Genomic DNA, 20977 nt, shown 5'->3' with positions numbered 1-20977 from the left:
CGCCCACTATACGCCCGTCCTCGCGGCGCATGGGCGTCTATATAATCCTGTTTCGTCTCACCGCCACTTCCGCCGCTCCATGACCACCGAAGACACCCCGATCAAGCCCTGGCATGTCGTGCGCCGCTCCAAGCTGCACGGCAACGGCGTCTTCGCCGCGCGCAAGATCCCCGCGGGCACGCGCATCATCGAGTACGGCGGCAAGCGCATCAGCGCCAAAGAGGCGGACCGCCGCCATCCGACCAATCCGGACGATCCCTTCCACACGTTTTTCTTCGCGCTCAGTTCCGGCCGCGTGATCGACGGCGGCGACGAAGGCAACGACGCCCGCTGGATCAACCATTCCTGCGAGCCCAACTGCGAAGCCCAGGAAGGCAAGCACGGCAAGCGCGTCTATATCGTGGCGCTGCGCGACATCCCGCGCGGCACCGAACTGTCCTACGACTACGGCCTGGTGCTCGACGGCCGCATCACCAAGAAGCTCAAGGAAGGCTACCGCTGCCTTTGCGGCACGCCGCCGTGCCGCGGCACGATGCTGGCCCTGCCCGAGAAAAAGAAGAAGAAAGCCGCCAAGCCGCAGGCCGACGCCGCCGCAACCTGAACACCGATCCGTCCCCCTCATGACGCCCGGCCCCGGACAGGCGTACAATCGGCCAGGTCGTTAACACGACATGCAGTACGTCTTCAGGGCGGGGTGAAATTCCCCACCGGCGGTATGCCATGCAATGTGGCGAGCCCGCGAGCGCCCGGCGTCCGACACGGACGGCGGGGTCAGCAGATCTGGTGAGATGCCAGGGCCGACGGTCACAGTCCGGATGAGAGAAGATGTGCCGGCACAACTCCGCCCATCCCGGCGCGCCCGCGCCCGGACGACGGTATTGCGTCCGGCTGTCTAGAGCAGCCCTGGAACGTTTTTCGCCCCTTTTCAACTTGCGAGAGCGTTTCCAATGTCCAACGTCATTCCTGCCCAGCAGTCCCCCCTCCCCAGCCTGGCTTCGCAGCCTTTCGCCGCCCGCCTGCAGCGCGCCCTGCATCATCTGCGCCTGGGCCGTCCGGTCATTCTCATGGACGACTTCGACCGCGAGAACGAGGCCGACCTGATCGTCGCCGCCGACAAGCTCACCGTGCCGGTCATGGCCCAGCTGATCCGCGACGGCAGCGGCATCGTGTGCCTGTGCCTGCCCGGCGAAACCCTGGACCGACTGGGCCTGCCGCCCATGGTCCAGCGCAACCAGAGCCGCTACGCCACCGCCTTCACCGTGTCGATCGAGGCGCGCGAAGGCGTCTCCACCGGCGTGTCGGCCGTGGACCGCGTCACCACCATCCGCGCGGCCATCTCGCCGGCGGCGCAAAGCGAGGACATCGTCAGCCCGGGCCACGTGTTTCCGCTGCGCGCCCAGCCGGGCGGCGTGCTGACCCGCCGCGGCCACACCGAAGGCTCGGTGGACCTGGCGGTGCTGGCGGGCCTGCGCCCGGCCGGCGTGCTGTGCGAGCTGATGAACGCCGACGGCACCATGATGCGCGGCGCGGCGCTGGAGCGCTATGCCGCCCAGCACGGCCTGGTCGCGCTGACCATCGCCGAACTGGCCGACCACCTGCGGCAGCAGCGCGACGGCCAGGCGCAAGCCATCGACGACGAAGTGCTGGAGATGGCCGCCACGGTCTGATCTCCGGGGGAGGCGGGTACACGGCGGGCGGACCGGCGATGGCATAATCCGCCCATGCGGGCGGCGCCATCGAGTCGCCCGCCGGAAATTCCATGAGCGATTGCTCATGTTTGATACTCGCCTTTCTCCGCACCCATGACCGCCATCCCCCAGCCCCGGAAATCGCCGCGCCAGCTCCGGTCGCAGCACACCGTGGACACGATTCTGCAAGCGACGGCTCGCGTTCTGGCCACGCATGGCTATGCCGGCACCAACACCAACCTGATCGCCCAGACCGCCGGCGTCAGCGTCGGCTCGCTGTACCAGTACTTTCCCAACAAGAACGCGCTGATCGCGGCGCTGCACGACCGCCACGACAACCAGATGCTGGACGTGATCGACCAGGTCCTGGACAGCAATCCCGCCGCCACGCTGCGCGAGCGCGTCGCGGCCATCGTGCAGGCGATGCTGCACGCGCACCTGCTCGAACCGGCGCTGCACCGCGTGCTGGAAAGGGAATTCCCGCTGTTCGACCAGCCGCACGAACACAGCCGCGCCGACCAGGACATCCATCGCCGCATGCGCCATCTGCTGGAATTCCATCGCAGCGAAATCGCGCAGCAGGACCGCGACCTGGCCACCTACGTGGTGCTGCGCATCATGGAATCGCTGGTGCACGCGGCCGCGCTGGAACCGCCGGCCGGCTTCTCGCCGCAGCAGCTGGAACAGGCGGTGGTCGATGCGGTGATGGGCTACCTGGGCACGCCGGCGCGCGCGCCGCGCAAGACGGCGGCTGCCAGGAAAACCGCGCGCCGCTAGGCGGCCGCGGCCATGCGCGCCAGGCAGTCGGCGGCGTCGCCGTGGACGATGCGGGCGCTGCAGGCCAGCATCAGGTTCAGGCTCAGGCCGAAGTCCTCGACCGTATAGCCCTGCGCGTCGACCATGCGCGAGGCGCCGTCGTCGGCCGCCGCGCCGACGGCCACCTGCTCGATCAGCGATCCGGCCTGCCCGGTATAGCCCCATACCGGCTTGCCGAGGGCGATGGCGTAGCCGACCTCGAAGGCCGTGCCGGAATCGGGCTCGGCGCCGCGAAACGGATTCAGGTTCGCCATCACCATGTCGGCGCGGCGGATCAGCGCCACGTTTTCACGGTAGATCCATTGCGCCAGCGCCTGGCCGGAAAGGTCCGCGGGCGCCTGGTTGTCCAACGGGAACAGCCCCTCGAAGCCGTGGGCCGCGCACAGCGCCTTCAGACGCTCGCCATGCGCGCGGGCGTCGGGCAGGAAGACGTCGAAACCGGCGAGATAGATGCTGCGCGGCGTCATTTCAGAACATGCCGTTCTTGTTGGCCGGATTCTCGGGGATCTCCTGGCTCACGTCCCAGTGCTCGACGATCTTGCCGTTTTCCACGCGGAAAATATCCACCACGGCCTGGCCGCGGTCTTCGGGAGAATCGCGCCACCAGTTGTGGATCATCACCAGGTCGCCCTCGGCGATGACGCGCTTGATCTCGACCACGGATTGCGGGTGCTGCTCGAAATAGGCCGGGAAGAAATCCACCACGGGCTCGACGCCGTCGCGCATGTACGGGTTGTGCTGGCGGTAGCCGGGGCCGATGTACTGGCGCACGGCCTCGTCGAAATTGCGGTCCTGGAACATCATGCGGAAAAATCCCACCACGATGTCCTTGTTGGACTGCGGGCCGGCCGCGCCCGCCGGCGCCCCCGCCAGGACGGCGGCGGCCAGCACGCAAAAGACCAACGATTTCAACTTCATACGCATACGGGGCAACCCAGGTCGTGACGCCGGCAGGCGCGGTTCGCCAGTTTACAAACAAAACTGCGAATACCGGCGCCTTGCCCCCATCGGCCGCGAAGGCCGCCGGCTCAGTAACCGACGGTGTAGCGGCGGCGCGAATGCTTGGGCGTCTCCAGCTCGTCGACCAGCGCGATGGCGTAGTCTTCCATCGAGATCCAGCTCTTGCCCTCTTCGTCGGCCAGCAGCGCGTCGTCGCCCAGCCGGAACTTGCCGGTGCGCTCGCCCGGCTCGAACAGGGCCGACGGCGACAGGAAGGTCCAGTTCAGCACTTTTTCCTGGCGCAGCACGTCCAGGAACACCACGCCGGCGCGCGCTTCGGGCCGGTAGGCGTCCGGGAATTCGGGCGTGTCGATCAGCATCTTGCCGGGCGCGACCTGCAGGCTGCCCGCGCCGCCCACCACCAGCAGTCGCGGCACGCCGGCGTCCTTCACCGCGTGCAGCAGCGGCTTGGCGTCCGAGGACACGAAGCGCGAGGCGCTGATCACGGCGTCGTGGCCGGCCAGGATGGAGGTCAGCGCCTCCGGATCGGTGGCGTCGCCCTGCTTGATGGTCAGGCCGGGCTGGGGGTTCACGTCGGACAGGTTGCGGGCGATGCCCGTGACCTGATGGCCGCGCTTGAGCAATTCATCGGCCACGCGCGAACCCACGCGGCCGGTAATTCCGATCAATGCGACTTTCATGGTCTTGCTCCTTGGTAGGGGAGCCGGTCGGCGCCGCCCCATGCGGCGCTGCGCGTCCGGCTCAGGCAAAGCCATACTATTCGTTCGGATTCCGTCGAAAAACCCCGAAAGGGAAAAGAGTTTTTTGCAGAATATGCACCAATTGCGCGCAGATCGCGCCGGCGCCACGCCTGCCAGTGTGCGCCGCGCGGCCGCGCTTGAACAGGGGCCGCCGGCGGCGCGGCCGGTCAGCTGGCGGCGCGCTGCGCCTGGTAGACCTGCAGGTGGGTGTAGGCGGCGCGCAGGTAGGTCGCGTCCACGCCCAGCGTGCGGGCGCGGCGCACCATGTCGCCCACGATGTGGTCGGCCTCGACCGGCAGGCCCTGGCGCAGGTCGCGGAACATCGAGGCCGTCATGGCCTGGGCCGGGTCGGTCAGGATCTTGCGCGCCGAGGCGTCGGCCTCGGGCCGCACGGCGTGGCCGGAAGCGGCGGCCACGGCCTGCGACTCCTGCAGCAGCGTGGTCAGGATGTCGACGCCGTCGTCGGTGGAAGCGATCTGCCCGACCGAGCCGCGCATCATGCAGGTGGCGGCCGCCAGCGTGGTCAGGAACACGTATTTTTCCCAGATGTCCTGGTAGATCGCGGTGCTCAGGCGGCTGGTGTATTCGCCGCCGGCCAACGCCTGCTCCAGCGCCTCGCAGCGCGCGCTGCGGGCCGGACCGGCGCGTTCGCCGAAGACGATGGCGGCATGCTTGCCCAGGTGCACCACCTCGCCTTCCGGGCCCAGCGTGGCGTTGATCTGGCACAGCCCGCCGAGCACGCGGTGCGGTTCGAACGCCTGGTCCAGCACCTCGTACTGCAGCACGCCGTTCATGATGGGCAGCACCGCCGTGTCCGGCCCGACCGCCGGGCGGATGGCCTCGATGGCGCTGGCCAGGTCATAGGCCTTGCAGCTCAGCACCACCACGTCATAGGCGCCTTCGAGGGTGTCGCGGGTCGCCAGCTTGGGATGCAGCGTGGCGTCGCCCAGCGGGCTCTGGATGCGCAGGCCTTGTTCGCGCAGCCTGGCCGCGCGCGGCTCGCGCACCAGGAACGTCACGTCCGCGCCCGCCTGGGCCGCGCGCCCTCCGAAATACCCGCCGGTGCCGCCGGCGCCCAAGAACAACAAGCGCATATCCGTCTCCTGTCAGTGAGCCCGCCTGCGCGGCGGGCCGATGGCGGAATTATGCGCCTTGCGGCGGCGCGGGACGGTGGCGCTCGGCCCAGGCCTCGTAGCCGCCGCGCAAAGCCCAGGTCTTGGGATAGCCGGCCGCGCGCAGCCGCGAGGCCAGCAGCGCGGCCGAGACTTCGTTGGGGCAGGCGCAATAGACCACGATGTCGGAATCCAGCGCCTCGGCGGAAAGCTGCGGCAGCGGCGCCTTCAGGTCCACGGCGATCGCGCCCGGGATGCGCTGGTCTTCGGGCAGCGACTCGGAGCGCACGTCGATCAGCATCGTGCTGCGGCCGGCCTCCAGCCGCTGCACCAGTTCGTCCACCGAAAGGCGCGGAATCACGCGCAGGCTGCGCAGCAGGATCTTGCGCCGCAGAAAGCGCGCCAGGATGTACAGCGCCAGCACCGCCGCCAGCACGCCCAGGCCCATCGCGCCATAGGTGCCGAGGATCTCCAGCACGTCGTTGACGATGCCGTGGAACAGGCCGCCCAGCAGCAGGGCCGAGCCGACCCAGATCAGCGAGCCCGCCAGGTCGTAGGCCAGGAAGCGCCGGTAGTCCGTGCCCGTCAGGCCGGCCATGACCGTCGACAGCGCCCCCGCGCCCGGCAGGAACTTGCACACCAGCAGCGCGCGCACGCCGATGCGCAGGTACAGGCGCTGGGTCTGGCGGATGCAGGAGTCCTGCGACAGCGACATCTTGCAGATCACGCCCAGCAGGCGCGAGCCGTAGCGCCGGCCGGCCAGATACCAGAGGCTGTCGGCCAGCAGGCAGGCGAAGGTGGCGGCCAGCCAGGGCACGGCCCAGCCGCCCGCCCCGCCCAGGGCGCCGGCGGCGATCAGCATGGGATAGGCGGGCACCGGCAGGCCGGCCTGCTCGACCAGCACGTTGGCGAACACCAGCCAGCCGCCGTACTGTTCGAGCAATAGTTGGATATCTTGCATGGGGTGGTTCCTGCTCGCCGCGCTGCGCGCGGCTCATTGCCCCGATTTTAGGCGCGCGGGCCGGTCCGCGACTGCCCCCCGGCGGCGCAACGGCCTGTCCCAGACAGATGCCGTCCACCCCGTGGGACAACGCGCACCACGCCGGTGCCGCCTATCCCCGCCAGGGTGCCTATAATCCTGCCCGGCCATCAGGTTTCCCCGACTTGCCGCGGGGACGCCGCATGGCATACAACTTGCTTCGCCCGGACTGGCCGCGCAATGACGCGCCGGCCCGCGCTCCCACCCCATGACCGATCCCACGCCCTCGATTCCGACCGCTCGCACCGGCATGCCCGCCGGCGGCCGCCGTTTCGCGCGCGATCGCGTCTGGCCTTCTCCCCGCCTAGGAGTTTCCTGCATGAAAGCCCTGTTTTCCCTGTCCGGCGGCGTCGCCCGCCGCGGCCTGCTCAAGCTGGCCGCCGCCGCCGCCGGCGCGCTGCTGCTGGGCGGCGCCGCCCAAGCCCAGGCGCCCGCCAAGACCAAGGTCGCCGCCATCTACACGGTGCCGGTCGAGCAGCAATGGGTTTCGCGCATCCACAAGGCGCTGACGGCCGCCCGCGACCGCGGCGAGATCGACTACACCTTCTCGGAAAACGTCACCAACGCCGACTACGAGCGCGTGATGCGCCAGTACGCCGAGCAGGGCAACCAGCTGGTGGTGGGCGAGGCCTTCGCGGTCGAGGCCGCCGCCCGCAAGGTGGCCAAGGACTATCCGCAGACCGCCTTCCTGATGGGCTCCTCGGGCAAGCCGCAGCAGCCCAACTTCTCGGTCTTCGACAACTACATCCAGGAACCCGCCTACCTGACCGGCATGATCGCCGCCGGCATGAGCAAGACCGGCAAGATCGGCCTGGTGGGCGGCTATCCCATCCCCGAGGTCAACCGCCTGATGCAGGCCTTCATCGAGGGCGCCAAGGAAGTGAATCCGCAGGCCGAGTTCACCGTGACCTTCATCGGCTCCTGGTTCGATCCTCCGAAGGCCAAGGAAGCCGCCTTCGCCATGATCGACAAGGGCACGGACGTGCTGTATGCCGAGCGCTTCGGCGTGTCCGACGCCGCCAAGGAACGCGGCAAGCTGGCCATCGGCAACGTGATCGACACGCAGCCGCAGTACCCCGAAACCGTGGTGGCCTCGGCCCTGTGGAGCATGGAGCCCACCATCGACGCCGCGCTCAAGCAGGTCAAGGCCGGCGCCTTCAAGGCCGAGGACTACGGCCAGTATTCGCTGATGAAGCACAAGGGTTCGTCGCTGGCGCCGCTGGGCACCTTCGAAAGCAAGATCCCGGCCGAGCTGATCGCGCGCGTGCAGGCCAGGCAGCAGGCCATCCTGGACGGCAGCTTCAGCGTCAAGGTCAACGACAAAGAACCCAAGTCCTCGGCACGATGAAACCTGCGCCTCTCGCCCTGCGCCTGACGGGGATCACCAAACGCTTCGGCAGCCTGACGGCCAACGACGACGTATCGCTCACGCTGGCCCAGGGCGAAGTGCTGGCCCTGCTGGGCGAGAACGGCGCCGGCAAGTCGACGCTGGTGTCCATTCTGTTCGGCCATTACGTGGCCGACGCCGGCAGCATCGAAGTCTTCGGCCAGCCGCTGCCGGCCGGCCGCCCCGACGCCGCGCTCGCGGCCGGCGTGGGCATGGTGCACCAGCACTTCACGCTGGCCGACAACCTGACCGTGCTGGACAACATCATGGTCGGCACCGAGTCGCTGTGGAAGCTGGCCTCCGGCCGCGGCAAGGCGCGCAAGCGCCTGCTGGAGCTGGGCCGGCGCTTCGGCCTGGGCGTGGACCCCGATGCGCGCGTCGGCGCGCTGTCGGTGGGCGAGAAGCAGCGGGTCGAGATCCTCAAGGCGCTGTACCGCGGCGCGCGCGTGCTGATCCTGGACGAACCCACGGCCGTGCTCACGCCACAGGAGGTGCAGGACCTGTTCGCCACCCTGCGCGGCTTCGTCGACGAAGGCCTGGCGGTGATCTTCATTTCGCACAAGCTGGAAGAGGTCATGGCGGTGTCGCGCCGCGTGGCCGTGCTGCGCCAGGGCAGGCTGGTGGCCGAACGCGATACCGCCGGCACCAGCCCCGCCGAGCTGGCCGAGCTGATGGTGGGCCGCAAGGTCGTCATGCCGCACGCCGAGGCCGTGGCGCCCGCCGAGCAGGCCGCCCCCGTCGTCACGCTGTCGCAGGTCAGCGTGCGCGACGGCCGCGATGGCGCGCTGCGCCTGGACAGCCTGGACCTGGTGGTGCACCGGCACGAGATCGTGGCCATCGCCGGCGTGGCCGGCAACGGCCAGCAGGCGCTGGTGTCGGTGCTGACCGGGCTGCGCCAGCCTTCCGATGGCGCGATACGCCTGGGCCCCGAACATGCCGCCGCGCCCACCACGCCGGCCGGCTGGACCGCCGCGCGCGTCGGCCGCATCCCGGAAGACCGCCACGGCGAGGGCATGATAGGCGACAGCCCCTTGTGGGAAAACGCCATCGTCGAAGACCTGAAGGACAGGCGCTTCGCGCGCTACGGCCTGATCCGCGCGCGCGCGGGCAAGGCCTATGCCGCCTCGCTGGCCCGGCAGTTCGACGTGCGCGCGGCCTCGCTGGACGTGCGCACGCGCAGCCTGTCCGGCGGCAATATGCAGAAGCTGATCCTGGGCCGCACCCTGGCGCGCGAGCCGCGCTTCATCGTCGCCGACCAGCCCACCTGGGGCCTGGACATCGGCGCCGTGGCCTATGTGCGCGAGCAGCTGCTGGCGGCCCGCAAGCGCGGCGCGGGCGTGCTGCTGGTGTCCGAGGACCTGGAAGAGATCTTCGCGCTGGCCGACCGCATCGCGGTGCTGTGCGGCGGCAAGCTGGTCGCCGTCAAGCCGGTGGCCGAATGGACGCCCGCCACGGTGGGCCTGGCCATGACGGGCACCCGCGCCTGACGGCGCCGGCGTCCTTACTACTGAGCATCTTTCGCATGAAACTGATCCTGGAACGCCGCCCCGAGCCCAGCCGCCTGGCGCTGGCGCTGGCCCCCGTCGCGGCCATCCTCTTTACGCTGGCCGTCTGTACGGTGCTGGTGGCCTGGGCCGGCGCGCCCGTGGGCCGCACCTACGCGCTGCTGTTCGACGGCGCCTTCGGCTCGCGCTTCGCGCTGTCGGAAACGCTCACGCGCGCCACGCCGCTGATGCTGACCGGCCTGGCCTGCGCCGTGGCCTTTCGCGCCCGCTTCTACAACATCGGCGCCGAAGGCCAGCTGTACCTGGGCGCGCTGGCCGCGGTCGCCGTCGGCGGGCTGCATGACGGCACCGGCTTCGACCTGCCGGCGCCCGTGCTGTTCGGCGGCATGATGCTGGCCGCCGCGCTGGCCGGCGCCTTACTGCTGCTGATACCGGCGCTGCTCAAGACCCGGCTGGGCGTGGACGAAGTGGTCACGACCCTGCTGGGCAATTTCATCGTGCTGCTGTTCGTGTCCATGATGCTGGACGGCCCCATGAAAGACCCCATGGCCATGGGCTGGCCGCAATCCGTGGCGCTCAACGGCGATCTGGAGCTGGGCAAGCTGATCGAGCGCACGCGCGCCCACACCGGCCTGCTGTGGGCCGCCGGGCTGGCGCTCGGGCTGTGGCTCCTGAACCGCTACACCGTGTTCGGCTTCCAGATGCGCGCGGTGGGCGCCAACGCCCACGCCTCGCGCTTTCTGGGCCTGCCGGTCAACCGCGTCATGCTCGGCACCGCCATGCTGTCCGGCGCGCTGGCCGGCCTGGCCGGCGCCATCGAGGTGGCGGGCCGCACCGGCTACGTCACGCTGGACATGTCGCCGGGCTACGGCTACACCGGCGTGGTGGTCGCCATGCTGGCGGGGCTGCACCCGCTGGGCGTGATCCTGGCCAGCCTGTTCGTGGCCGGCATGCTGGTGGGCGCCGACAGCATGAGCCGCGCCATCGCCGTGCCCAACTACATCGCCGACGTCATCGTCGCCACGTCGCTGCTGGCCATGCTGGTCGCGACCCTGTTCGCGCAGTACCGCCTGCGCCGCAACCCCGCCTGAGAAACGCATCATGGAATGGATGGATCTGATGAGTTCCGCGGCCTTCTGGGTCGCCGTGCTGCGCCTGGCCACGCCGCTGATACTGGGCACGCTGGGCGTGCTGCTGTGCGAACGCGCCGGCGTGCTGAACCTGGGCATCGAAGGCATCATGGTGGCCGGGGCCTTCACCGGCTGGCTGGCCGTGTACCTGGGCGCGCCGCTCTACGTGGGGGTGCTGGCCGCGGGGCTGGCCGGCGCCGCGTTCGGCCTGCTGCACGCGGTGCTGACCGTGCCGCTGGGGCTGTCGCAGCACGTCTCGGGCCTGGGCGTGACGCTGCTGGCCACCAGCCTCAGCTACTTCGCCTACCGCGTCACCTTTCCCAGCGTGAACACGCCGCCCACCATCACCCCGTTCGCGGAAATGAAGTTCCTCGACGGCATCCCGCTGATCGGGCCGGTGCTGGCAGGGCAGACGCCCATGACGCTGATCGCGCTGGCCGCCGTGCCGCTGCTGGCCTGGGTGCTGAACCGCAGCCCGGTCGGCCTGGCGATCCGCATGGTGGGCGAGAACCCGGCCGCCGCCGAAGGCCAGGGCCTGTCGGTGACGCGCCTGCGCATGGGCGCCATCGTGGCCGGCTCCGCGCTGATGGGCGTGGCCGGCAGCTTCCTGACGCTGGCCGCCTTCAACGCCTTCTTCTTCAACATGGTCAACGGCCGCGGCTGGGTCTGCGTGGCGCTGGTGGTGTTCGCCTCGTGGCGTCCCGGCAAGGCGCTGCTGGGCGCGCTGATCTTCGCCTTCTTCGACGCGCTGCAGCTGCGCATGCAGCAGGGCGGCGCGGCTTTGCCCGGGCTGCCGGAACTGCCGTATCAGGTCTACCTGATGCTGCCCTATATTCTTTCCATACTCGCCTTGGTGGTGATGGCGCGCCGCGCCGCCTACCCGCAAGCGCTGATGAAGCCCTATCGAAAAGGCGAAAGGTAAGCCCCCCGAGCGCTACGCGCTTCCCCCGGGGGCAGCGCCACGGCGACCGACTGAAATCTTCAGCAAGGAACCTCATGCTCGACCTGATCATCAAGAACTGCACGCTGCCCGACGGCCGCCGGGACATCGACATCGGCATCGCCGATGGCCGCATCGCGGCGCTGGAACCGGCGCTGAAGGCCGCAGCGGCCCGCACGGTGGACGCCGCGGGGCAGCTGGTGACTTCGCCCTTCGTGGACGCCCACTTCCATATGGACTCCACGCTGTCCTTCGGCCTGCCGCGCGTGAACCAGTCGGGCACGCTGCTCGAAGGCATCGCGCTATGGGGCGAGCTCAAGCCGCTGCTGACGCAGGAAGCGCTGGTGGAGCGCGCGCTGGCGTACTGCGATTGGGCCGTGGCCCGCGGCCTGCTGGCCATCCGTTCGCACGTGGACGTGTGCGACCCGCGCCTGCTGGCCGTCGAGGCGCTGCTGCACGTGCGCGAACGGGTCAAGCCCTACCTGGACCTGCAGCTGGTGGCGTTCCCGCAGGACGGCGTGCTGCGCGCCCCCGGCGCGCTCGACAACCTGAAGCGGGCGCTGGACATGGGCGTGGACGTGGTGGGCGGCATTCCCCATTTCGAACGCACCATGCAGGACGGCGCCGAATCGGTGCGCATTCTGTGCGAACTGGCCGCCGAACGCGGCCTGCGCGTGGACATGCATTGCGACGAAAGCGACGACCCCCTGTCGCGCCACATCGAAACCCTGGCCTATCACACGCAGCGCCTCGGCCTGCAAGGCCGCGTCACGGGTTCGCATCTGACGTCCATGCATTCCATGGACAACTATTACGTCTCCAAGCTGATCCCGCTGATGCGCGAAGCCGGCGTGGCGGCGATCGCCAATCCGCTGATCAACATCACGCTGCAGGGCCGCCACGACACCTATCCGAAGCGCCGCGGCATGACCCGCGTGCCGGAACTACTGGCCGCCGGCGTGCCGGTGGCCTTCGGCCACGACTGCGTGATGGACCCCTGGTACAGCCTGGGTTCGGGCGACATGCTGGAGGTCGCCCACATGGGCCTGCACGTGGCCCAGATGACGGGCCAGGATGCGATGCGCGCCTGTTTCCAGGCCGTGACGAGCACGCCCGCCGCCATCCTGGGGCTGGACGACACCGGGCTGGCGGTCGGCAAGCGCGCCGACCTGGTGCTGCTGCAGGCGCGCGATCCCGTCGAAGCGCTGCGCCTGCGCGCCACCCGCCTGATGGTGATGCGCGCCGGCGAGGTCATCGCGACCACGCCGCCGGCCACCGCCACGCTCAACCTGCCCGGCCGCCCCGCCCAGGTCAGCTTTCAGACACCGGACCGCTGACGAAGCCCGGACGCCGCGCCGCCGTCACAATGATCTCCACCAGCAGCTCCGGCGCGGCCAGCTTGGCCTCGCAGGTGGCGCGGGCCGGCATCGCCTGCGACGGCGCCCATTCGGCCCACACCGCGTTCATGCCGGCGAAATCGCGGTCGATGTCCTTCAGCCAGATCTGCACGGACAGCAGGCGCGACTTGTCCGTGCCGGCCTGCGCCAGATAGCCGTCTATCTTGGCCAGCACGTCGCGCGTCTGCTCGGCGATGCCGCCGGCCGCCGACGAGGTCACGCCAGCCAGGTACACCGTCTCGCCGTGGATCACGATGCGGCTCAGGCGCTGGTTGGAATCCTTGCGCACGATATCGGTCATTCTGCTTGCTCCTTTGCGGATGAATGGTCCCCCGATGCGGGGTTGGTAAAGCGTTCGATACTGAACGGCGCGATCGGCATGTCGGTCGCGCCGGTGGTGATCAGGTCGGCCATGATACGGCCCACGATGGGCCCCAGCTCGAAGCCGTGGGCCGAAAAGCCGAAGGCGTGGAAAGCGGTCTCGTGGCGGCTGCTGCGGCCGATCACGGGGATCTCGTCGGGCATGGCGGCCTCGATGCCGGCCCAGCCGCGGTTCACGACCGCGTCGCGCATGTGCGGGAACAGGTCGCAGACCGTGCGCGCGCCCTCGGCCAGCGAGCGGAAATCCAGTTCGGTCCATTCCGCGTCGCGGTCCACCCAGGCGCGCCGCCCGCCGCCGATCAGCACCGTGCCATTGGCGCGCTGCTTGAACGACAAGGCGCGGCCCGTGCCCAGCACCACGGGGTCCAGGAAATGGTCCATGCGCAGCGTCACCAGCATCATGGGGCTGATCGCGGTCAGCGGCACCGGTTCTCCCCATTGCTCGGCGATGCGGTCGGCCCAGGCGCCGGCGCAGTTCAGCACCTGCGGCGCGGTGTAGACGCCGGCATCCGTGTCCACGCGCCACTGGCCGGCCTCGCGCGTCACCCGGCGCACGCACACGCCCTCCAGGTAGCGCGCCCCCAGGCTGGCCGCCTTCATACGGAAGGCCAGCGTGGTGCGGTACGGATCGGCGGCGGCGTCCTCGCGCGCGATCAGCCCGCCCTGCACCGTGGGCGCCAGCGCCGGAATCAGCTCGCGCAGGGCTTCGGGACTTATCCACTGTTCGTGGGTGTAGCCGTGCCCGGTCATGGTCTGCAGCCGGGCGCGCAGCAACGCGGCATCCTCGGCGTTCTCGGCCACGCGCACCTGGCCGTGCTGCTCGAAGCCGCAATCGTCGTCCACCAGTTCGCCGATGCGATACCAGAGCTCGCGCGAGGCCAGCGCCAGCGGCACCTCGGCCAGATGGCGCGACAAGGTGCGCACGCCGCCGGCGTTCACGCCCGAGGCATGCCGGCCCGCATAGTTCTTTTCGATCACCAGGGCCCGCACGCCCGCGCGCGCCAGATGCAGCGCCGCCGAGCTGCCGTGCAGCCCGCCGCCGATGATGATGACTTCCGCAGACGGCGTGGCGCCGGTCATGTCCGTTTCCTATTCAAGTGCGCGCAGCGGTTTACTTTTTTAAACGGACGACGGCCTGCCGGGATTCGTCCGTCTGCGGCAGCGACGCCAGTTCTCCCAGCGTCAGCGGCTTGGTCGGGAAGCGCAGCCGGTAATAGCCCACTTCCGGCGTCGGCACGCCGCGCTCCTCGGCGATGATCTCGGACACCGTCAGGCCGCAGAAGCGGCCCTGGCACGGCCCCATGCCGCAGCGCAGAAAGGCCTTCATCTGGTTCGGTCCGGAACATCCCAGCTTGACGGTCTCGCGCACCTGGGCGGCGGTGACTTCCTCGCAGCGACACACGATGGTGTCGCCGGTGGGCCGCCGGAAGGCCTCGGGCGCCTTGTACAGCGCGTCGAAGAACTCGCGGCCGCGGACCGCGCGGGCCAGGGCCGCGCGTGGCGCCGCGGCTTCGCCGTCGCGCCGGGCGGCGTCGATGCGGCCCAGCAGGTGGGCGGCCTGCAAGGCCGCCAGCCGGCCGCGGTGTTCGGCCGCCAGCGCGCCCGCGATACCCGCGCCGTCGCCGGCCATGCCGATGCCGTCCACCGAGGTCAGGCCCCATTCGTCGACCTTGGGCTCCCAGCAGTCCAGCGCCTCGTTCCAGCGATGCTCCGCGCCCACGGCGCGCGACAGGTTCACGTTGGGCACCACGCCCTGGTGCAGCATCAGCTGCTCGGCGGGCAAGGTCTTGGTGACGCCGCCGGCCGTATAGCGCACGCTTTGCAGCTTGCCCTCGCCCAGCGCCTCCAGCGCCGTCACGCCGCGGACGATGGGCACCGCCGCCTTGACCGCGCGCAGCAGCTTCAGGCCCTTGCCCAGGTAGGGCGAACGCAGAAAGCCCCAGACTTTCGGCAGCGCCTGGCCCATGCGTCCCGGCGGCGTGGTCTCCAGCAGCGCGTCGATCTTCACGCCCGCGTTCAGGTACTGCCAGGCCACCAGGTACAGCAGCGGGCCGCAGCCGGCCAGCACCGTGCGGTCGGCCGGCACCACGCCCGCGGACTTCAGCAGGATCTGCGCCGCGCCGGCGGTGATCACGCCCGGCAGCGTCCAGCCCGGAATGGGGAAAGGGCGCTCCTGCGCGCCGGTGGCCAGCAGCAGCCGGCGCGCGTGCACGATGCGCGCCTCGCCCGCCACCGAATACGCCACCTCGAAACCTTTCTCGGGCTGCGGCGCGGTGTGCTCGGCCACGGCCCACACGGTGGCGCCCGGCACGTAGCGCGCGCCCGACTGCTGGAACGGCGCCACCAGCGAGGCGCCATGCCAGTAGTCCTCGCCCAGGATGCCGCGGTCGGTCACCGGAGTGGTGGTGATGGCGCGGTAGATCTGCCCGCCCGGCGCCGGCTGTTCGTCCAGCAGCACCGTGTCCACGCCCAGCTTCGCGGCCAGCGTGGCCGCCGCCAGTCCGGCCGGCCCCGCGCCCACCACCAGCAAATCGCATTGCGTCGTATCGATCATGCCTGCACCTTGCGCGCGCCCAGCTGGCGCTCGATTTTCATGCCTTCGCGCACGGCCGTCATGCAGCCCTGCTGGTTGGCCTGGCCGTCGATGGTGACCAGGCAGTCGTAGCACACGCCCATCATGCAATAGGGACCGCGCGGCACTTCGTTGACGGCCGTGTCGCGACAGGCCTGCACGCCGCCGGCGAACAACGCCGCGGCGACGCTGTCGCCCTGGCGGCAGCGCAGCTCGGCGCCGTTGACCGTTACGCGCACCGGCGCGTCCTGCGCCTGGCGCTGCGCCTCGTCAAGCCTCTTGAACATGGAACCTCCGGGTCGAGAACGGCGCCATGTCGTCGGCCAGCGAGCCGGCGGCGATCATGGGCGCCAGATTGAGCGCGTGCGCGGCCGCCAGCGTCACGCCGCTGTGGCAGGTGGCGACGAACGCCCCCGGGCACGTTTCGGATTGCTGATAGATCGGGAAACCGTCCTTGGACATCACGCGCAGCGCCGCCCAGCTGCGCACCACGCGCACGTCGCGCAGCGCCGGCAGGGTGCGCACGGCGCGGTCGGCCAGCGTGCCCAGGATGGGCAGGCCCACCTGGTTGTCGGCGTAACCCGCCTCTTCCTGCGAATCGCCGATCAGCCAGGTGCCTTCGTCGGTCTGGCGCAGAGTGGACAGCGGCGTCTCCAGCATGCGGCGCGTGCGCTCCAGCACCACGATCTGGCCGCGCTGCGGGCGGACCGGCACGTCCAGGCCCAGTTGCGCGCCCAGCGCCTTGTTGGACAGGCCCGAGGCCAGCACCAGCTTGCGCGCGCGCACGGCGCCGGCCGGCGTGTCGATCTCGAACACGCCGTCGCGCTGGCGGATGCGCTGCGCCGGACGGCGCGGCAGGTAATCCACAACCCGCTGTGCAAAACTCATGTGCAGCGCGCGCAGCAGCTTGAGCGGGTTGGCGATGCCGTCGACCGGCGTCCAGGTCGCGCCGCGCACTTCCGGGCCGATGCCCGGCACCAGGTCCGCGAGCTCGGCGCGGTCCAGCAGCTTCCAGTCGTAGTTCGCCATGCCGGGCTGCGCCAGCAGGGTCTGCATGAACTTGACGCGGGCCTCCAGCTCCTCTTCGCTCAACAGCGCATGCAGGCCGCCGCGCTGCTCCAGGTGCACGTCCACGCCGGTTTCCTCCAGCAGCTGCGCCGCCAGCCGCGGCCAGCCCGTGGCCGAGGTCATGGTCCACACGCCGTAGCGCGGCAGGCCCATGCCCTTGCTCTGCACCCAGACCAGCCCGAAGTTGCCGCGCGAGGCCCGGTAGGCCACGTCGCCCTCGTCCAGCACGGCCACGTGTTCCAGTTCGCGCCGCAGGCCGTAGGCGATGGCCGAACCGACCAGTCCTCCGCCTATCACCGCCGCGTCGTAGATCCCGCGATGCGCGGGCGCACGCGGCGCCAGTTCCGTTTCTTCCGTCATTAGCGTCCCTTTCCTACAAACAGCTTCTCCAGGCCCACCGCGCGGTCCAGGATGAATATGGCGATGATGGTCACGTAGATCAGCACGGCCGACACCGCGGTCACCAGCGGGTCGATCGTGTCTTCGATGTGCAGGAAGATGCGCACGGGCAGCGTGGTGGTCGACGGCGAGGCGATGAAGATGGACATCGTCAGTTCGTCGAAGCTGGTGATGAAGGCGATCACCCAGCCGCTGACCACGCCCGGCAGCAGCAGCGGCAGCACCACCCGCCGGAACGCCGTCCAGTTGGACGCGCCCAGCGATTGCGCCGCGCGCTCCAGCGCCGGGTCTATGCCGGTGGCCGAGGCCAGCACCAGGCGCAGCGCATAAGGCATGATCAGAATCACGTGCGCCACCACCAGGCCGAAATACGTGCCCGCCAGGTCCACCGTGGTGAAGAACTTCAGGAAGGCCAGGCCCAGCACCACGTGCGGAATCATCAGCGGCGACAGGAAAAACGCCACCAGCGCTTCGCGTCCGCGAAAGCGGTTGCGCGCCAGCGCCAGCGCGCTGGGCACGGCCAGCACGATGGCCAGGCTGGCCGACAGCGCGCCCAGGCCCAGGCTGAACCAGAAGGCGTCGACGAAGCGCGGGTTGTCCAGGATGGCGCGGAACCAGCGCAGCGACAGCCCGCCCGAAGGCAGGGAGATGAAGCCTTCGGACGTGAACGCCACCGCGCACACCATGACGATGGGCGCCAGGATGAAAAGAATGAAGAGCGTATGGAACAGCAGGCCAATGGGACCGTTCTTGAATGGCATCTCAGCCTCCCGCCTGGTTGAAGACCGCGCCGTACTTGCGCTCGATGATGCGGTTGGCCGACAGCAGCACCACCACGGTGGCCAGCAGCAGCACCACCGCCAGCGCCGCGCCCAGCGGCCAGTTCAAGGTGTTCAGGAACTCGTCGTAGGCGGCCGTGGCCACGTTCTTCAGGCGCCGTCCGCCGATGATGGCCGGCGTGGCGAAGGAGCTGGCCGCCATCGCGAACACCATGATCGCGCCCGACAAAATGCCCGGCATGACCTGCGGAATCACCACGCGCCAGATCACGGTGAACTGCGTCGCGCCCAGCGACAGCGCCGCGGCTTCGGTCGACGGATTGATCCGCTGCAGCGAGGCCCACACCGAGATCACCATGAAGGGCACCAGCACGTGGGTGAGCGCGATCGCCACGCCCAGGTTGCTGTACATCAGGTCTATCGGCGTGGAGATCAGCCCTATGCCCATCAGCGCCTGGTTGATCAGGCCGGTGGAGCCGAACAGCAGCGCCCAGCCCAGCGTGCGCACCACCACCGATATCAGCAGCGGCCCCAGCACCACCATCAGGAACAGGCCCTTCCACGGATTGGCCATGCGCGACAGCACGTAGGCCTCGGCCGTGCCCAGCACCAGACAGGCCAGCGTGACCGCGGCGGCCACGCCGAAGGTGCGGGCGTAGATCTCGTAGTAATAGCCGTCGGAAAATATCTCGGCGTAGTTCTTCCAGGTGAACGCGGCCTGCATGCCGCCGTAGAACTGGAAGTCGAAGAAGCTGATCAGGATCACCAGCGCCATCGGCACCACCAGAAAGGTGGCGTACAGCGCAAGCGCCGGCGTGCTCAGCAGCCAGGGATTGGCGCGCGCGCTCATGACGGCCGGCCTTGCGGCGCCGCGTCCACCGCGCACATGTCCTGCGCGCGCCAGCGCAGGTGCACGGCCTCGCCTTCGGCGGGCACCGGCACGCCGTCGTTCTGGCGTATCACCAGCACGTCGCCCACCGAGGTCTCGACCTGGCACAGCCAGTGGTTGCCTTGGAATACGCGGGCCTTCATGCGCCCGGGCAGCGCACAGGCGGCAGGCTCGGAAAACAGGATTTTCTCGGGGCGCACGATCACGGCGCCGCGCGGCACCGGCGCGCCTTCCATGCTCAGGTGCGCCTCGCCGATGCGCGCGCGCGTCTCGCCGCCATAGTCTTCGGCCTGCGGCGTGAACACGTTCGCCTTGCCCAGGAAGCCGCCCACGAACTGGCTGGCCGGGCCTTCGTACGCCTGGAACGGCTCGGCCACCTGTTCCACGCGCCCCTGGTTCATCACCACGACCCGGTCCGACAGCGCCAGCGCCTCGGACTGGTCGTGCGTCACCAGGATGGTGGTGGTACCCACCGTGCGCTGGATGCTGCGCAGTTCAAGCTGCATTTCCTCGCGCAGCTTGGCGTCCAGGTTGGACAGCGGCTCGTCGAGCAGCAGCACGCTGGGCCGGATGACCAACGCGCGCGCCAGCGCCACGCGCTGCTGCTGCCCGCCCGACATACGCGCCGGATGGCGGTCGGCCAGGTGCGACAGGCCCACCAGCTTGAGCGCTTCGGCCACGCGCGCCTCGCGCTCGTCCTTGCGGACCCGCTGCATCTCCAGCCCGAAAGACACGTTCTCGGCCGCCGTCATGTGCGGAAACAGGGCGTAGTTCTGGAACACCATGCCCAGCCCGCGCTTGTTGGCCGGCACCTTGCTGACGTCCTTGCCGTCGAGCACGATGCTGCCGCCGGTGGGCTCGACGAAGCCCGCGATCATCTGCAGCGTGGTGGTCTTGCCGCAGCCGGACGGCCCTAGCAGCGATATGAACTCGCCGCGGTTCACGGACAGGCTCAGGTCCTGCACCGCCACCGTGTCGCCATAGCGCTTGCTCAGGCCGTTCAAAACGAGATAAGTCATGGATGCTCCCGTGGGCTGCGCGGTCTCAGCGCTCGATTTCCCGCGTCCAGCGCTTGTTCCAGTCGTCGCGGTTCTGGTTGACGGTGTCCCAGTCGATCACGATCAGGTCGTCGGCGCGCTTGCCGATGGGCAGCGGCACGCGGGGATCGTCGGTGACCTTGGCCTTCTTGTTGACCGGGCCGTAGCCGTAGGCCGAGGCCAGCTTCTCCTGCACCTCGGGCGAGACCAGGTATTGCACGAAGGTCTGGGCCAGCGGATTGGCGTCGGGCTTGGCCACCGGGCAGACCGACGACAGCAGCGCGTAGGCGCCTTCCTTGGGATACACGAAGCCCACCGGGAAGCCGGTATCGGCGAACGCCTTGACGCGGCCGCTGCCCCAGACCGAGATCACCGCCTGGCCGCTGGAAAACAGTTCCGTCATCTTGCCGGGCGAGGGCTCATAGACCAGCACGTTGGGGCCGACCTCGTTCTTGAAGGTGGCGAAGCCCGGATCGATTTTCTTCTCGCCGCCGCCGCCTTCGCGCGCGTACTCCACCAGCGCGTGCAGGCCGTAGGTGTTGTTCAGCGGCGGGATCACCAGCTGCTTTTTGTACTTGGGGTCCTTCAGGTCCTTCCAGGACTCGGGCGGCGCCCATTTCTTTTCCTCGAAGGCCTTCTTGTTGTACATGATGCCGGTGGCCACGATGCCGATGGCCACCGCCTTGTCGTCCTTGTAGCGGGCCGTGCCGTATAGGTCGTCGGCGGGCAGGCCCTTGATGGGCGCGCAGAAGCCCAGCGCGATGGCCTGGTACATGGGGCCGTCGTCGATGATGGCCACGTCGACCTGCTGGTTGCTCTTCTGCGCCTGCAGGCGCGCCACCGTGTTGGTGGAGTTGCCGGCCACGTAGTTCAGCTCGACGCCGTGCTGCTTGGCGAAAGGCGGGAAGATCTCCTTGCGCATGATGTCTTCGAACGAGCCGCCGTATCCGGCCACCACCAGTTTCTGCGCCTGCGCGTTGGCGCCGAATCCGGCGGCCATCGCCGCCGCCGCGAGCACTGCAAGTACCTTGCTCATGAAAACCCCCGAATATTTGGAAGAAAACTGCAAGAACCGCCGAATGCCGGCCGGAGCGGCGTACAATTTGTCCGGACATGAACATCCGGACAAATGATGGAT

General features: G+C 69.3%; 22 protein-coding genes and 1 riboswitch. Of the genes, 8 read left to right on the top strand and 14 right to left on the bottom strand.

Annotated elements, in window-relative coordinates; genetic code table 11:
• The first annotated feature begins 79 nt into the window (after positions 1 to 79).
• From AC1M14_RS00210 to AC1M14_RS00200, 3 genes are all read left to right on the top strand, one after another.
• Positions 80 to 601 (top strand): SET domain-containing protein, encoded by a 522-nt coding sequence (locus AC1M14_RS00210; RefSeq protein ID WP_102772917.1) that lies wholly within the window; start codon positions 80 to 82, stop codon positions 599 to 601.
• A gap of 75 nt (positions 602 to 676) precedes the next feature.
• Positions 677 to 831, top strand: a riboswitch (FMN riboswitch).
• Positions 832 to 947: 116 nt separating this feature from the next.
• Positions 948 to 1667: a 3,4-dihydroxy-2-butanone-4-phosphate synthase gene (ribB, locus tag AC1M14_RS00205; protein WP_479730731.1), complete on the top strand. Its 720-nt coding sequence runs from the start codon at positions 948 to 950 to the stop codon at positions 1665 to 1667.
• A 135-nt stretch (positions 1668 to 1802) separates the two neighbouring features.
• The gene (locus AC1M14_RS00200) at positions 1803 to 2465 is read left to right on the top strand and encodes a TetR/AcrR family transcriptional regulator (protein ID WP_102772915.1); all 663 of its coding nucleotides are present in this window, start codon (positions 1803 to 1805) and stop codon (positions 2463 to 2465) included.
• Here AC1M14_RS00200 and AC1M14_RS00195 read toward each other — a convergent pair.
• The 5 genes from AC1M14_RS00195 to AC1M14_RS00175 form a co-directional block, all read right to left on the bottom strand.
• The gene (locus tag AC1M14_RS00195) at positions 2462 to 2971 is read right to left on the bottom strand and encodes a nucleoside 2-deoxyribosyltransferase (RefSeq protein WP_479730730.1); all 510 of its coding nucleotides are present in this window, start codon (positions 2969 to 2971) and stop codon (positions 2462 to 2464) included. The two genes, AC1M14_RS00200 and AC1M14_RS00195, sit on opposite strands and share 4 nt — an antisense overlap.
• A 1-nt stretch (position 2972) precedes the next feature.
• Positions 2973 to 3422: a nuclear transport factor 2 family protein gene (locus AC1M14_RS00190; RefSeq protein WP_247747802.1), complete on the bottom strand. Its 450-nt coding sequence runs from the start codon at positions 3420 to 3422 to the stop codon at positions 2973 to 2975.
• A gap of 110 nt (positions 3423 to 3532) precedes the next feature.
• Positions 3533 to 4144, bottom strand: a complete 612-nt coding sequence (locus AC1M14_RS00185; RefSeq protein WP_479730729.1) for an NAD(P)-dependent oxidoreductase — start codon at positions 4142 to 4144, stop codon at positions 3533 to 3535.
• A 227-nt stretch (positions 4145 to 4371) separates the two neighbouring features.
• A complete protein-coding gene (panE, locus tag AC1M14_RS00180; protein WP_479730728.1) occupies positions 4372 to 5298 on the bottom strand; it encodes a 2-dehydropantoate 2-reductase in 927 nt (308 codons plus the stop codon).
• 49 nt (positions 5299 to 5347) lie between these two features.
• On the bottom strand, positions 5348 to 6277 hold the full coding sequence (locus AC1M14_RS00175; protein ID WP_102772910.1) for a DedA family protein/thiosulfate sulfurtransferase GlpE: 930 nt from the start codon (positions 6275 to 6277) through the stop codon (positions 5348 to 5350).
• Between the two features lie 397 nt (positions 6278 to 6674).
• On the opposite strand from AC1M14_RS00175, the gene AC1M14_RS00170 reads away from it, so the two are divergent.
• The 5 genes from AC1M14_RS00170 (at position 6675) to AC1M14_RS00150 (ending at position 12654) form a co-directional block, all read left to right on the top strand.
• The gene (locus AC1M14_RS00170) at positions 6675 to 7703 is read left to right on the top strand and encodes a BMP family protein (RefSeq protein ID WP_102772909.1); all 1029 of its coding nucleotides are present in this window, start codon (positions 6675 to 6677) and stop codon (positions 7701 to 7703) included.
• Positions 7700 to 9229, top strand: coding sequence for an ABC transporter ATP-binding protein (locus AC1M14_RS00165; protein ID WP_111826263.1), 1530 nt, complete (start codon positions 7700 to 7702; stop codon positions 9227 to 9229). Before AC1M14_RS00170 ends, AC1M14_RS00165 begins: the two co-directional genes overlap by 4 nt.
• 35 nt (positions 9230 to 9264) lie before the next feature.
• Positions 9265 to 10338, top strand: coding sequence for an ABC transporter permease (locus AC1M14_RS00160; protein WP_102772907.1), 1074 nt, complete (start codon positions 9265 to 9267; stop codon positions 10336 to 10338).
• Positions 10339 to 10348: 10 nt separating this feature from the next.
• Positions 10349 to 11299 carry an ABC transporter permease gene (locus tag AC1M14_RS00155; protein WP_209166016.1) on the top strand — a complete coding sequence of 317 codons (951 nt, stop codon included), beginning with the start codon at positions 10349 to 10351 and terminating at the stop codon, positions 11297 to 11299.
• A 74-nt stretch (positions 11300 to 11373) separates the two neighbouring features.
• Complete coding sequence (locus AC1M14_RS00150; RefSeq protein ID WP_102772905.1) at positions 11374 to 12654, top strand: amidohydrolase family protein; 1281 nt, start codon at positions 11374 to 11376, stop codon at positions 12652 to 12654.
• Here AC1M14_RS00150 and AC1M14_RS00145 read toward each other — a convergent pair.
• From AC1M14_RS00145 to AC1M14_RS00105, 9 genes are read right to left on the bottom strand one after another with little or no spacing between them, the layout of a single operon-like run.
• Complete coding sequence (locus AC1M14_RS00145; RefSeq protein ID WP_102772904.1) at positions 12629 to 13015, bottom strand: RidA family protein; 387 nt, start codon at positions 13013 to 13015, stop codon at positions 12629 to 12631. The genes AC1M14_RS00150 and AC1M14_RS00145 overlap by 26 nt on opposite strands.
• Entirely contained in the window at positions 13012 to 14175 is a 1164-nt protein-coding gene (locus tag AC1M14_RS00140) for an NAD(P)/FAD-dependent oxidoreductase (RefSeq protein WP_111826266.1), read from the bottom strand. The genes AC1M14_RS00145 and AC1M14_RS00140 overlap by 4 nt, the downstream gene beginning before the upstream one ends.
• A 31-nt stretch (positions 14176 to 14206) precedes the next feature.
• A complete protein-coding gene (locus tag AC1M14_RS00135; RefSeq protein ID WP_479730727.1) occupies positions 14207 to 15649 on the bottom strand; it encodes an FAD/NAD(P)-dependent oxidoreductase in 1443 nt (480 codons plus the stop codon).
• Complete coding sequence (locus AC1M14_RS00130) at positions 15646 to 15954, bottom strand: (2Fe-2S)-binding protein (RefSeq protein WP_102772901.1); 309 nt, start codon at positions 15952 to 15954, stop codon at positions 15646 to 15648. Before AC1M14_RS00130 ends, AC1M14_RS00135 begins: the two co-directional genes overlap by 4 nt.
• Positions 15938 to 17095 carry an NAD(P)/FAD-dependent oxidoreductase gene (locus AC1M14_RS00125; RefSeq protein WP_479730726.1) on the bottom strand — a complete coding sequence of 386 codons (1158 nt, stop codon included), beginning with the start codon at positions 17093 to 17095 and terminating at the stop codon, positions 15938 to 15940. The genes AC1M14_RS00130 and AC1M14_RS00125 overlap by 17 nt, the downstream gene beginning before the upstream one ends.
• On the bottom strand, positions 17095 to 17895 hold the full coding sequence (locus tag AC1M14_RS00120) for an ABC transporter permease (protein ID WP_102772900.1): 801 nt from the start codon (positions 17893 to 17895) through the stop codon (positions 17095 to 17097). Before AC1M14_RS00120 ends, AC1M14_RS00125 begins: the two co-directional genes overlap by 1 nt.
• Before the next feature lies 1 nt (position 17896).
• Positions 17897 to 18763, bottom strand: coding sequence for an ABC transporter permease (locus tag AC1M14_RS00115; RefSeq protein ID WP_102772899.1), 867 nt, complete (start codon positions 18761 to 18763; stop codon positions 17897 to 17899).
• Positions 18760 to 19821 carry an ABC transporter ATP-binding protein gene (locus AC1M14_RS00110; protein WP_479730725.1) on the bottom strand — a complete coding sequence of 354 codons (1062 nt, stop codon included), beginning with the start codon at positions 19819 to 19821 and terminating at the stop codon, positions 18760 to 18762. Before AC1M14_RS00110 ends, AC1M14_RS00115 begins: the two co-directional genes overlap by 4 nt.
• 25 nt (positions 19822 to 19846) lie before the next feature.
• A complete protein-coding gene (locus AC1M14_RS00105; RefSeq protein WP_479730724.1) occupies positions 19847 to 20875 on the bottom strand; it encodes an ABC transporter substrate-binding protein in 1029 nt (342 codons plus the stop codon).
• Positions 20876 to 20977 lie beyond the last annotated feature (102 nt).

The sequence above is a fragment of the Achromobacter sp. SX5 genome (assembly GCF_056711425.1).
This window is presented reverse-complemented; position numbering and strand designations above follow the sequence as displayed.

Bases quoted from the DNA above. Each gene is read 5' to 3' on its own strand.
- AC1M14_RS00210 (WP_102772917.1), top strand. From the start codon at position 80: ATGACCACCGAAGACACCCCGATCAAGCCCTGGCATGTCGTGCGCCGC.
- ribB (WP_479730731.1), top strand. From the start codon at position 948: ATGTCCAACGTCATTCCTGCCCAGCAGTCCCCCCTCCCCAGCCTGGCT.
- AC1M14_RS00200 (WP_102772915.1), top strand. From the start codon at position 1,803: ATGACCGCCATCCCCCAGCCCCGGAAATCGCCGCGCCAGCTCCGGTCG.
- AC1M14_RS00195 (WP_479730730.1), bottom strand. From the start codon at position 2,971: ATGACGCCGCGCAGCATCTATCTCGCCGGTTTCGACGTCTTCCTGCCC.
- AC1M14_RS00190 (WP_247747802.1), bottom strand. From the start codon at position 3,422: ATGAAGTTGAAATCGTTGGTCTTTTGCGTGCTGGCCGCCGCCGTCCTG.
- AC1M14_RS00185 (WP_479730729.1), bottom strand. From the start codon at position 4,144: ATGAAAGTCGCATTGATCGGAATTACCGGCCGCGTGGGTTCGCGCGTG.
- panE (WP_479730728.1), bottom strand. From the start codon at position 5,298: ATGCGCTTGTTGTTCTTGGGCGCCGGCGGCACCGGCGGGTATTTCGGA.
- AC1M14_RS00175 (WP_102772910.1), bottom strand. From the start codon at position 6,277: ATGCAAGATATCCAACTATTGCTCGAACAGTACGGCGGCTGGCTGGTG.
- AC1M14_RS00170 (WP_102772909.1), top strand. From the start codon at position 6,675: ATGAAAGCCCTGTTTTCCCTGTCCGGCGGCGTCGCCCGCCGCGGCCTG.
- AC1M14_RS00165 (WP_111826263.1), top strand. From the start codon at position 7,700: ATGAAACCTGCGCCTCTCGCCCTGCGCCTGACGGGGATCACCAAACGC.
- AC1M14_RS00160 (WP_102772907.1), top strand. From the start codon at position 9,265: ATGAAACTGATCCTGGAACGCCGCCCCGAGCCCAGCCGCCTGGCGCTG.
- AC1M14_RS00155 (WP_209166016.1), top strand. From the start codon at position 10,349: ATGGAATGGATGGATCTGATGAGTTCCGCGGCCTTCTGGGTCGCCGTG.
- AC1M14_RS00150 (WP_102772905.1), top strand. From the start codon at position 11,374: ATGCTCGACCTGATCATCAAGAACTGCACGCTGCCCGACGGCCGCCGG.
- AC1M14_RS00145 (WP_102772904.1), bottom strand. From the start codon at position 13,015: ATGACCGATATCGTGCGCAAGGATTCCAACCAGCGCCTGAGCCGCATC.
- AC1M14_RS00140 (WP_111826266.1), bottom strand. From the start codon at position 14,175: ATGACCGGCGCCACGCCGTCTGCGGAAGTCATCATCATCGGCGGCGGG.
- AC1M14_RS00135 (WP_479730727.1), bottom strand. From the start codon at position 15,649: ATGATCGATACGACGCAATGCGATTTGCTGGTGGTGGGCGCGGGGCCG.
- AC1M14_RS00130 (WP_102772901.1), bottom strand. From the start codon at position 15,954: ATGTTCAAGAGGCTTGACGAGGCGCAGCGCCAGGCGCAGGACGCGCCG.
- AC1M14_RS00125 (WP_479730726.1), bottom strand. From the start codon at position 17,095: ATGACGGAAGAAACGGAACTGGCGCCGCGTGCGCCCGCGCATCGCGGG.
- AC1M14_RS00120 (WP_102772900.1), bottom strand. From the start codon at position 17,895: ATGCCATTCAAGAACGGTCCCATTGGCCTGCTGTTCCATACGCTCTTC.
- AC1M14_RS00115 (WP_102772899.1), bottom strand. From the start codon at position 18,763: ATGAGCGCGCGCGCCAATCCCTGGCTGCTGAGCACGCCGGCGCTTGCG.
- AC1M14_RS00110 (WP_479730725.1), bottom strand. From the start codon at position 19,821: ATGACTTATCTCGTTTTGAACGGCCTGAGCAAGCGCTATGGCGACACG.
- AC1M14_RS00105 (WP_479730724.1), bottom strand. From the start codon at position 20,875: ATGAGCAAGGTACTTGCAGTGCTCGCGGCGGCGGCGATGGCCGCCGGA.